This window comes from Mycolicibacterium pyrenivorans (assembly GCF_025821625.1).
Lineage (GTDB): Bacteria > Actinomycetota > Actinomycetes > Mycobacteriales > Mycobacteriaceae > Mycobacterium > Mycobacterium pyrenivorans.
On record NZ_JACKSH010000284.1, the window covers coordinates 24,770 to 35,846 of the forward strand.

The following is an 11,077-nucleotide window of genomic DNA, read 5'->3' on the forward strand; positions in this document are numbered from 1 at the left end:
TGCGCTTGTCCCGAGCGCACCAGCTCCCCGGCGCCGGAGAGCTTCATCACCGAGCCCGCGGCCGGGCCTTGTCCGGAGGCCGGTGGATCGCCGAACAGNGANTGCGCGCGGCCCAGCACCTCACCGACCTGAGCCACCACCGCGCCAACCGACACGAAACCAGTATCAGCGACCCAGACCCACCACCCAGACACAAAATCTGCTGGCGGCCGGCACTCTCGCTAGCGCGGCTGGGCGCCGGTGTTGCCCGAAGCGGGGTGGACCCCCACAAGCCGCGACCGGCCCCGCGGGCTGAGTCCTCCGCGAACGGCGACCTCGCGTGCTCGCCGAGGCGGGTGGGATGAGTCGAAGATGTGGCTGCGCCCGGCACCCGCGGCCGCGCCCAACACCGAGAAACCTTCCTTCGCAGTCTGGATGTAGGCCAGCGTGCGGTTAACTGCAGTTGGATGATCCACGTGGTGCGGCTGTGCAGGCTCAACTTGTCGGCCGGTGCGTTTAGTCTCCACGCAGATTGAACTTCCGGACCAGGGGCTGTGATGGATGACGGGATCGAACCGAGACTTGTGGAGGTTCTCGATGTCCCGAGGCTTGGTGCGGTCGTTCGCGGCAATGCGGGCTCGTTGCCGTGGCGTTTGGTCGACGAGTCGGGTGCCGGCGTAAACCACGTCAATCTGTGGTTGGCCGACCTGTTCGCGTGCGACAACTCGCCTGCGACGCTGCGCGCCTATGCGTACGACCTACTGAGCTGGAGTCGTTTCCTCGGCGCACTGCAGGTTTCGTGGACTCAGGCAACGCGGGGCGAAGTCCGGGACTGGGTGAGGTGGTACCGGTGTCGCGCGAACCCGCAACGACGCCGCGGATCGAGTGCGGATACTCATCGGCCGACCCCAGGTTCTGTGAACGAGCGGACGGGCAAGGCCTACCTGGAGTCTTCCTACGCGCGGTCGTCGATGAATCGCAGACTGTCGTCGCTCAGTGGCTTCTACGAGTTCGCCCTGGAGTCGGATCTCGGGCCGCTCATCAACCCGGTACCGAAATCGCGCGACGATCTCACTCGACTCGACGTGCACCGCCAGCACTTCGATAACCCGCGCCCCCAAAAGCGCGCGCCTTATCGGCAGAAGCTAGTGGAACGTGCGCCGCGCGCGCTCAGCGACGACCTGTACGAGGAGGTATTTGCATCGCTGAGAACAAACCGCGACCGTGCCATTGTCGCTACGGCGATCTCCTCTGGTTTACGCGCCAGTGAACTGCTCAGCATGCGGCGGGGGATGCTCCATGCCGCCGACCAAACCGCCGATGTAATACCCAAGGGCGGGAATGGAAGTCGTGTCATGGTCCGTATCAGTCCCACTGCGTATCTCTGGATCGCCCGGTACCTTGCTGAGCGCCCCGTGGGTCCGCCTGAAGAGCCAGTCTGGCTGACATTGCGCGGCACACCGCGGCCGCTGAGCTATTGGGCAATGCGACAGATCCTTGAACGCAGCAACGCGCTGCTGGGCTCCAACGTCACGATGCATGACTTCCGGCACACCTTCTGCATGCGTCTCGCCCAGGACGAGAACATGACCATCGCGGAAATGCAGGAGCTGATGCGGCACGCGTCGATCGCCAGCACCACACGCTACCTGCGACCCACCGTAGCCGAACTCGTCGACAAACTTGATCAGCACTGGAATAGACCCCCGTCACCGCAGCCCACGCCGGCGAAAGGCTATGCGGCAGAAGATCTCCAAGTTCTTTTCGGTCGGGCATTCTGATGGCGCGGGTGCTCACGCGTGCCCAGTCGCTGGCGAGTTCGTCTGCGTTTGCCAACCATCCAGTCGAAGTACTGCCTTCGCTGTCCCCGACGCCCGAGGACCATCCGTGGTTCGGAAACACTGTCACCTGCGCCGAACGTGAACGCATCATCACTGCGGGACTTCCGCTCGTGATGGCACGGATGAGTGAGAAGTACCGCAGCGAGGCAGTAGCCCGCAGCGGTGCACGGCTCTGGCTGAGTCGCCTATTGGACTGGCTGGATGGCTTTGTCGGCGACAGTTATCAAGACCGTTGGATCGCCAGCGATTCCGATCGCCAGCCGAAGGCGTGGTGCCCAGCCTTATCAACCGGATCGCATACACGGCTTGGGGCAAGGCTGTCGATCAACGCACTCATAATGCTGGGGGTCATTCGTCCCGGCCATGACTGGTTGATCGAGAACAAGCAGGCGCGGTTCTACCGTGACTGGACGACCACGCACGAACCGAAGGCGTGGGATCGCTACTTCGCCGCCGCGGAGCACGAGGGCGCACCGGAAGTGAAGAAATGGCGAACCGCCACCCACCTGGTACGTATCAGCATCTGCAACGGGCTGCCAATCACCGAGCTGCACAGCCAGCATGTGTTGGCCTACCGAGACTTTCTCGTCTCGACCGGCAGGATGCCGGGGGATCTTCTCGCCATGTGGCACTACGGACGCCGCGGCGGACTGTTCGCCGGTGAAGCCGACGACCTGCGGCACTACCTCATCGCCAAACGTCTCAGTCCCACCGAACTGGTCGACCGCTTCAATGTGCGAGCTCCCAGCGTGCGAGGACTGTTGATCGCCTACCTCGCCGAGATCGCCGTCGGTCAGGACTACGCCAGCCTGGACGGAACCAGCCGAAACCTGGTGAAGCTGTTCTGGAAACCGATCGAAGACGCCAACCCCGGCATCGACACAATCAGTTTGACGAAGGCCCAGGCATCCGCCTGGAAAGAGTGGTTGCGCACCAAACCGGATGGGACTCCGCGCCGGCACGCCGAGAGCATTCTGGGAGCGGTCCGCAGCTTCTACCTCGACGTGGCTGCCTGGTCCCACGAGGATCCCTCGACGTGGGCCCATTGGGCTGTCTCATGCCCGGTCAGCATCCGCGACGTCCGAGGCCAGCAGAAGCGCCGGGCCCAGCGGGCACACCGCATGCATGCCCGCACCCGCACCCTCACCCCGCACGTCGATGCACTCGTCGCTGCAGCCCGGCGGGCGTACGTGCAAGCAGCAGAGCTGCAAGCGGTCGCGACGACAGCGCCGTTCGGTGAACCGTTCGCCGTGCACGGGAGCACCTACATCAAGCACACACCGGGCAAGCGGGCCGACCGAGTGCGCATCCATGTTCTGCAGGATGGATCGGAGAAGCGGGTTGACATCCACTACACCGTGACACGGGCCTTCATGACCTGGACGATCATCGAGGTGTTGCGCCACACCGGTATCCGGATCGAAGAGATGCTGGAGCTGACCCATCTGAGCATCAAGCAGTACCGCAAACCCGATGGCACCGTGATACCGCTCCTGCAGATCGCACCGAGCAAGACCGATCAGGAGCGGATATTTCCCTGCAGCCCGGAGTTGACCACCACCTTGGCGCGACTGGTCGAGTTCGTCAGCATCGATGGCCGCGTTCCGCTGTGCTGCCGAATCGACACACAGGAACGCCAGGTGTCGGCGCCGATGCCGCATCTGATCCAGATCCGAGAGGGTGGACGGTCGCGGGTAATCAACCAGTGCACGGTCCGAAAGTGGTTATCAGAGCTGGCCAACAGCATGGCCTTGAAGGACGCTGACGGTACTTCGCTGCATTTCACGCCACACGACTTTCGCCGGATCTTCATCACCGACATCGTCAACGCCGGGTTCCCGATCCATTTGGCCGCAAAGATGGTGGGCCACAACAATATCGAAGTCACGCGCGGCTACACCGCGGTGTATCAGAAAGATGTCTTCGAGGCATATGACCGGTTCATCGACAACCGTAGACAGGCACGGCCATCGGCCGAATACCGTGAGCCCACCCAAGCCGAATGGGACGAGTTCGTCGAACACTTCGGCCAGCGCCGGATCGCGCTCGGCAATTGCCACCGCCCCTATGGATCTGACTGTTCCCATGAACATGCCTGCATCCGGTGCGATTTCTGCGAGGTTGAACCGGCCCAGGCCGCAAGGCTCGATGAGATCCGTGACAACCTTCGCCTCCAGGTGGTCGAGGCCCAAAAGAACCGGTGGCTGGGCGACGTTAACCAATTACGCCTCACCATTGAACACGCCGACCGCAAGGCGGCGAGGCTGGCAGCCCTCACCGAGGCGGCCCCGGTACTCCTTGCCGCGCACACGTCCTGACGCGAGCAGTAAGGGACCGTCCTTCTGACAGCTAGGTGCAGCAGTTGGGGTCGAGGACGACGCAGAGTGCCTGCAGGGCTTCGGGTTTGACGCGGTGAAAGACGTTCATGCCGCGCCGGTCGGAGATCACCAGCCCGGCTTTGCGGAGCTGGCCCAGGTGGTGGCTGACGGTGGATTCACTCAGGTCGAGCACCGCGGCCAGATCGCCGCTGGTCTCTTCGCCGGGGCGTGAGCTGAACAGCAGCGACATCATCTTGACCCGCACCGGGTCGGCGAGCGCCTTGAGCCGCATCGCGACCTGCAGGGCATCGGCGTCGCTGATCGGGCCCGCGGCGACCGGGGCGCAGCACACCGGGGCGGACATGTCGATCACGGGCAGCGCTTTGGGCATGACCCCATCCTGCCACCTGTCTTGACATATATCAAAAAGGTGGCATCCTGAGGTCGACGCGCCAGTTCGATATATGTCTCATCCCTAGTGGGAGGTCCATCATGTCCCGTATGCAACTCGCCCTCAACGTCGATGACCTCGACGAGGCGATCACGTTCTACACCAAACTGTTCGGCGTCGACCCCGCCAAGGTCAAGCCCGGCTATGCCAACTTCGCCGTCGCCGAGCCGCCGCTGAAGCTGGTGCTGCTGGAAAATCCCGGTAAGGGCGGCACCATCAACCACCTCGGCGTCGAGGTCCAATCCAGCGACAAGGTGCACGCCGAGATCGCCCGCCTGACCGGCGAGGGGCTGTTCACCGATGAGGAGATCGGCACCACGTGTTGCTTCGCCACCCAGGACAAGGTCTGGGTGACCGGGCCGGCCGGAGAGAAATGGGAGGTCTACACGGTGCTGGCCGACTCCGACACCTTCGGCACCAGCCCACAGCACCTCGACGATTCCGCCGACGGCGAGGGTGGGGTGTGTTGCGGCGGAGCCTCCAAGGAGGCTGACCCCGCCGCAGCGTCCTGTTGCTAGCCGATCGCACCTGCCGCGGCCGTGGTCACATGGCCGCGGCAGGCGCATGATCGGGGCATGGACCGCGATGCCATCGCTGCCGATCTGGAGCGCGCGCGTGTCACGTTCCACCAGCTACTGGCGGCCGCCGGCCCCGACGACTGGGATGCGCCGACGCGCGGAACCCGGTGGACCAACGAACAATTGCTGTTCCACATGGTGTTCGGCTACATGGTCGTGCAGCGGCTGCTGCCCCTGGTGCGGGTGATGGGCCGACTACCTGACCGCGTCAGCGGGGCATACGCCCGGTTGCTCAACGCCGCGACCACGCCGTTTCATCAAATCAACTACTACGGATCATGCGCCGCCGCCATGGTCTACAACCGGCGCAGGATGGGCGCCAAACTCGACCGGGTCATCGACTCACTGCAACACCGGCTCGCCCGCGAGACCGACGACACCCTGCGGCGCGGCATGCATTTCCCGCCGGGATGGGATCCGTTCTTCTCCGACTACATGACGCTGGAAGACGTCTACCGCTACCCCGGGCGCCACTTCGACTTCCACGCCGCCCAACTCACCTTCACCTGACGTTTCATTTGCCAACAACTTCGATATCCGTCAATATTGATGTATGTCGAAGTCGCAGGAGTCGTTGACCGACGGGGACGCGTGCTGCCCACCCGGGGCGCTGCTGCGCGAACCCCTTACCGCCGCGGACGCGGCGGACATGGCGGTCAAACTCAAAGCGCTGGCCGATCCGGTACGCCTGCAGCTGTTCTCCGCGATCGCCAGCCACGCCGGTGGTGAGGCCTGCGTCTGCGACATCTCCGCCGACATCGAGGTGTCACAACCGACCATCAGCCACCACCTCAAAGTGCTGCGCGACGCCGGGCTACTGACCTCACAGCGCCGGGCCTCCTGGGTGTACTACGCCGTGGTGCCCGACGCGCTGGCCAGCCTCGCCGTCCTGTTCGGCATTGACGCAGCCGCCGGGGTGTCGGCATGACCGACACCACCACCCCGGCCCCAGCGGTCGTGGGCAAGCTCTCCACCCTGGATCGGTTCCTGCCGCTGTGGATCGGCGCGGCGATGGTCGCCGGGTTGCTGCTGGGCCGCTGGGTTCCCGGCTTGAACACCGCGCTGGAAAGCGTTCAGCTGGACGGGATTTCACTACCCATCGCTCTTGGCCTGCTCATCATGATGTACCCGGTGCTGGCCAAGGTCCGCTACGACCGCCTCGACACCGTCACCGGCGACCGCAAGCTGCTGCTGTCCTCACTGGTCCTGAACTGGGTGCTCGGCCCCGCGCTGATGTTCGCGCTCGCGTGGCTGCTGCTGCCCGACCTGCCCGAATACCGGACCGGCCTGATCATCGTCGGCCTGGCCCGCTGCATCGCCATGGTCATCATCTGGAACGACCTGGCCTGCGGCGACCGGGAAGCCGCCGCCGTCCTCGTGGCGCTCAACTCGATCTTCCAGGTCATCATGTTCGCCCTGCTGGGCTGGTTCTATCTGTCGGTGCTGCCCGGCTGGCTCGGCCTGGAACAGACCACCATCGACACCTCCCCGTGGCAGATCGCCAAGTCCGTGCTCATATTTCTGGGCATCCCGCTGCTGGCCGGCTACCTGTCGCGCCGGCTCGGCGAGAAAACCAAGGGCCGTGACTGGTACGAGGCCAAGTTCCTGCCCCGGATCGGGCCGTGGGCGCTCTACGGGCTGCTGTTCACTATCGTGATTCTCTTTGCGCTGCAAGGCGACCAGATCACCCACCAACCGTTCGACGTCGCCCGCATCGCCCTGCCGCTACTAGCGTACTTCGCGATCATGTGGGGCGGAGGCTACCTGCTCGGCACCATGCTCGATCTCGGTTATGAGCGCACCACCACCCTGGCGTTCACCGCCGCGGGCAACAACTTCGAACTCGCCATCGCCGTCGCGATCGCCACCTACGGCGCCACCTCCGGCCAAGCCCTGGCCGGCGTCGTCGGCCCGTTGATCGAAGTCCCGGTCCTGGTCGGGTTGGTCTACGTGTCCTTGGCGTTGCGCAACCGGTTCCACCACCACACCTCCCAACACCTTCCTGCCGACGGCTCGACGACGAGAACGGAACCCAATCCATGACTGACAGCCCCGTCACCCACGAGCTTCGCCACGATCTGTCCATCGACCAGCAACTCGCCCTGAAAACCGCGGCGACCCGGCTGGGCGGTGAGTTCGATGGCACCTTCGGTACCGAAACCATCGAACGGTTCTTGCATTCGTCCTACGACCAGTTCGCCGGCCGGGCCACCATTCCGAACTTCCTGCCGCTGTTGGCCGAACGGTTCGCCCGCCAACGCCTGCACGCCCTGGCGAGAGTGGAAGGAAAGATCAGCGACGGCAAACCGACCGTGTTGTTCCTGTGCACCCACAACGCCGGCCGCTCGCAGATGGCGCTGGGCTACTTCACCCACCTGGCCGGTGACCGGGCCGTCGCCTGGTCCGGTGGATCCGAACCCGGCAACGAGATCAACCCCGCCGCGATCGCTGCCATGCACGAAGTCGGTATCGACATCACTGGCGAATACCCCAAACCCTGGACCGACGAAATTGTGCAGGCGGCCGACGTCGTCATCACCATGGGCTGCGGGGACGCCTGCCCGATCTTCCCCGGGAAACGCTACGAGAACTGGGAACTGCCCGACCCCGCCGGCCAGGGCCTCGACGCCGTCCGCCCGATCCGCGACGACATCGAAGAACGCGTCCACCGTTTGTTGGCCGACCTGAACGTGCCCGTCACCCGGTAGCCGCGAAAACCTCAAGGGAACACACCGAATATGGCTGACACATCAGTGTTGTTCGTCTGCGTCAGTAACGCCGGAAAATCGGTCATGGCCGCCGGGCTCATGCGCCAGATCGCCGGACCGACCATCCACGTCAGCTCGGCGGGCACCCGCGCCAAGACCGCCGTCAACGACCTCTCGGTACAAGCCTTGGCAGAAGTCGGCGTCGACATCAGCGACCATCAGCCCGCCCAACTCACCGCGCAGATGCTCGACGACGCCGACCTGGTCGTCATCGTCGGCAGCCAAGCCCACCTCGACGAGTACTGTCCCGGCGTCACCATCCAGCGGTGGGATACCGACGAACCCTCCTTGCGCGGCATCGACGGAATCGACCGCATGCGAATCATCCGCGACGACATCACCACGCGCGTCCAGGCCTTGGCCGCCAACCTTTCCACCGCGATCACACCACCCACCGGCCAGCCATCCCGATCCAACGCGCGTATTGAGCGAAGCTAGATGTATGCGTGTGGAACTTCTCACGAGCCCGGGATGTCCGAATGCGGCGGCGGCTCGGCGCTTGCTCGCCGAGTGTCTGTCTGAGGTTGATATCGCTGAAGATGTGGTGGTGGAAAGGGTCGGTGGATATCCATCGCCAACAGTGCTCGTTGATGGTATGGATGTCATGAAGCCGGGCACTGAGCTGGCAGCTGATGCGTGCCGATTGGACCTTCCGACCAGGGATCGCGTGCTGGCGGCGCTTCGGAGTGCGACGCCGTTGACGTGATCGATCCGGGGTCTTACCCCGATGTTGCGGCCCCGAGTTCAGCTGGCTGCCGTGGTCTTCTGGTTGCGGGTGTGGGCCAGCCGGTGGGAGTCGGTTCCGGTTTCGATGATGGTGCCCCCGAGGGGCTTGGTGCGTCCGGCGCGCACGCCGTTGGCGATGACGACGATTTCGGCGAGTTCGTGCACCGCGACGACCGCGGCCAGCCCGAGGACACCGGTGAGGGCGAGCGGAATGAGCACCGTAATCAATGCCAGTGAGAGGCCGACGTTTTGCAGCATGATCCGCCTCGCGCGCCGCGCGTGGGCCAGTGCTTGGGTGAGGTGGCGCAGGTCTTCACCCATCAGCGCGACGTCGGCGGTTTCGATGGCCACGTCGGTGCCCATCGCGCCCATGGCGATACCCAAATCGGCAGTGGCCAGGGCCGGGGCGTCGTTGACGCCGTCACCGACCATGGCCGTCGAGGAACGTTGGCGCATTTGACCAATTAGCGCGGCTTTGTCTTCGGGCCGCAGATCGGCATGCACGACCTCGATGCCCACCTGCTTGGCCAATGCGTGGGCGGTCGCTTGGTTGTCACCGGTGAGCATGGCCACCTGATACCCGCCGCGGCGCAGCTGGGCGACGACGTGGGCGGCTTCGGGCCGCAGCTCATCGCGCACCGCGACTGCCCCGATGATCTGGTCGTTGTCTTCGATGAGCACGGCGGTGGCGCCGGCGGCCTGCATGGCCGCGACCTGGCCGGCCAGCGGGCCGGGGTCAAGCCAGCCGGGGCGGCCCAGCCGCAATCGACGGCCATCCCGCGCGCCGGTCAACCCGGCACCGGTGACCGCCTGCACGTCATCAGCCGGTTGCACGGGGCCCTGCGCGGCGGCGAGAATCGCTGCCGCGAGGGGGTGTTCGCTGCGGGCCTCCAACGCCGCCGCCACATCCAGCACGTGCTCGCGGGTGGCGCCGTTGGTGGTGGCGACGTCGATGACGGTGGGTGCGTTGGCGGTCAGGGTGCCTGTCTTGTCCAGCGCGATCGTGCGGACCGCGCCCAGGGCTTCCAGCGCCGCCCCGCCCTTGACCAAGACACCGAGCTTGCTAGCCGCGCCGATCGCGGCGACCACCGTGACCGGCACCGAGATCGCCAGCGCGCAAGGAGAGGCCGCCACCAACACCACCAGGGCACGTTCGATCCACACCAGCGGATCGCCCAACACGCTGCCGATGGCGGCGATGAGGACCGCGGCGATCATGATCGCGGGGACCAGGGGTTTGGCGATGCGGTCGGCCAGGCGCTGGGCTTCGCCCTTGCGGGACTGCTCGGCCTCCACGATCGCCACGATGCGGGCCAACGAGTTGTCAGCAGCAGTGGACGTGACCTCAACCTCCAGCACGCCGGTGCCGTTGATCGACCCGGCGAACACCTCATCACCGGGCCCGGCCTCTACCGGCACGGATTCGCCGGTGATGGCCGAAACATCCAGCGCCGTGCGCCCCGACACGATCGTGCCGTCGGTGGCGACGCGTTCGCCGGGCTTGACCAGCATCCGGTCACCCACCGCCAACTCTGCTGGGGCGATGGTGGTTTCGGTACCGTCGCGGAGCACGGTGGCCTCATCGGGCACCAGCGACAACAACGCCCGCAGACCTCGGCGGGTGCGGGCGAGGGAGTATTCTTCGAGGCCCTCGCTGATGGAGAACAGGAACGCCAGCATGGCGGCCTCGCCGACCTCGCCGAGGATCACCGCGCCGACCGCGGCGATCGTCATCAGCGTGCCGACCCCGATCTTGCCCTGCGCCAGCCGGCGCAGCGTCGAAGGCACGAACGTGTAGGCACCGATCACCAAGGCGAGCGCATACAGGCCGATTTCGACCGCATGGGGGCCGCCGGACCAGCCGACCACATAGCCGGCCAAAAGCACCACGCCCGCCACCGCGGCGGCGCGCAGTTCGGTGATCTCCCAAAGCCGTTCGGGTTCCTGCTCGTCCTCGCCGGGGCGGTCGTCGCTGCCGCAGCCGCACGCCTCACTCATCGCCCAACCTTCTTCCGCTCAGTCGGGTGGCCGTAGTTGGGGCACAACGCCACCGCGTTGCCGGTGGCCTCCAAGACAGCTTCGGCGGCCCGCAACATGTCCAGTAGTTCCGGGCGGGCCAGCCGATACACCGAGGCGCGGCCCTGCGGCCGGAAATCCACCAGCCCGCAGTCGCGCAGGCACGCCAGATGCGCCGACACCGTCGACTGCGCCAACCCCAACTCGCCGGTCAGATCCACCACCCGCGCCTCACCGACCGCCAGCCGGCGCAGGATCGCCAACCGGGTGCCATCCGAGAGGCTGTGAAACAACGCCGTCGCCGCATCCACATTCCCGCACATCGCGGGATCGACCGAACCACTTTTCATCGCCACACGACGATGATAGCGTCCAACACTATTGATCGGTCAACCCCGCC

The 11,077-nt window shown here is 65.3% G+C and carries 10 protein-coding genes and 1 pseudogene; 8 read left to right on the forward strand and 3 right to left on the reverse strand.

The features are described 5' to 3' along the window. Nucleotides 1–536 precede the first annotated feature (536 nt). Both H7I57_RS31080 and H7I57_RS31085 read left to right on the forward strand, forming a co-directional pair. Nucleotides 537–1,760 (forward strand): tyrosine-type recombinase/integrase, encoded by a 1,224-nt coding sequence (locus tag H7I57_RS31080; RefSeq protein ID WP_013470144.1) that lies wholly within the window; start codon nucleotides 537–539, stop codon nucleotides 1,758–1,760. Next, nucleotides 1,760–4,138, forward strand: a complete 2,379-nt coding sequence (locus H7I57_RS31085) for a tyrosine-type recombinase/integrase (protein WP_013470143.1) — start codon at nucleotides 1,760–1,762, stop codon at nucleotides 4,136–4,138. The genes H7I57_RS31080 and H7I57_RS31085 overlap by 1 nt, the downstream gene beginning before the upstream one ends. Nucleotides 4,139–4,169: 31 nt before the next feature. On the opposite strand, the gene H7I57_RS31090 is transcribed toward H7I57_RS31085, so the two are convergent. Next, nucleotides 4,170–4,529: an Rv2640c family ArsR-like transcriptional regulator gene (locus H7I57_RS31090; RefSeq protein ID WP_003887760.1), complete on the reverse strand. Its 360-nt coding sequence runs from the start codon at nucleotides 4,527–4,529 to the stop codon at nucleotides 4,170–4,172. Between the two features lie 101 nt (nucleotides 4,530–4,630). Between H7I57_RS31090 and H7I57_RS31095 the strand changes: the two genes are divergently transcribed. From H7I57_RS31095 to H7I57_RS31120, 6 genes and pseudogenes are all read left to right on the forward strand, one after another. Continuing rightward, nucleotides 4,631–5,107 carry an ArsI/CadI family heavy metal resistance metalloenzyme gene (locus tag H7I57_RS31095; protein ID WP_013470142.1) on the forward strand — a complete coding sequence of 159 codons (477 nt, stop codon included), beginning with the start codon at nucleotides 4,631–4,633 and terminating at the stop codon, nucleotides 5,105–5,107. Nucleotides 5,108–5,164: 57 nt separating this feature from the next. Next, on the forward strand, nucleotides 5,165–5,677 hold the full coding sequence (locus H7I57_RS31100) for a DinB family protein (protein WP_013470141.1): 513 nt from the start codon (nucleotides 5,165–5,167) through the stop codon (nucleotides 5,675–5,677). A 43-nt stretch (nucleotides 5,678–5,720) separates the two neighbouring features. Then, entirely contained in the window at nucleotides 5,721–6,095 is a 375-nt protein-coding gene (locus H7I57_RS31105) for an ArsR/SmtB family transcription factor (RefSeq protein WP_003887763.1), read from the forward strand. After that, a pseudogene (arsB, locus tag H7I57_RS31110) lies at nucleotides 6,092–7,165 on the forward strand (ACR3 family arsenite efflux transporter); the annotation flags it as partial. The gene H7I57_RS31105 and the pseudogene arsB, both read left to right, overlap by 4 nt. A 41-nt stretch (nucleotides 7,166–7,206) precedes the next feature. After that, nucleotides 7,207–7,875: an arsenate reductase ArsC gene (locus H7I57_RS31115; protein ID WP_013470140.1), complete on the forward strand. Its 669-nt coding sequence runs from the start codon at nucleotides 7,207–7,209 to the stop codon at nucleotides 7,873–7,875. Between the two features lie 30 nt (nucleotides 7,876–7,905). Beyond that, a complete protein-coding gene (locus H7I57_RS31120) occupies nucleotides 7,906–8,373 on the forward strand; it encodes an arsenate-mycothiol transferase ArsC (protein WP_006246586.1) in 468 nt (155 codons plus the stop codon). Nucleotides 8,374–8,679: 306 nt separating this feature from the next. On the opposite strand, the gene H7I57_RS31130 is transcribed toward H7I57_RS31120, so the two are convergent. Then, nucleotides 8,680–10,659 (reverse strand): heavy metal translocating P-type ATPase, encoded by a 1,980-nt coding sequence (locus tag H7I57_RS31130; RefSeq protein ID WP_006246587.1) that lies wholly within the window; start codon nucleotides 10,657–10,659, stop codon nucleotides 8,680–8,682. Beyond that, nucleotides 10,656–11,027, reverse strand: a complete 372-nt coding sequence (locus tag H7I57_RS31135) for an ArsR/SmtB family transcription factor (RefSeq protein ID WP_013470139.1) — start codon at nucleotides 11,025–11,027, stop codon at nucleotides 10,656–10,658. Before H7I57_RS31135 ends, H7I57_RS31130 begins: the two co-directional genes overlap by 4 nt. Nucleotides 11,028–11,077 lie beyond the last annotated feature (50 nt).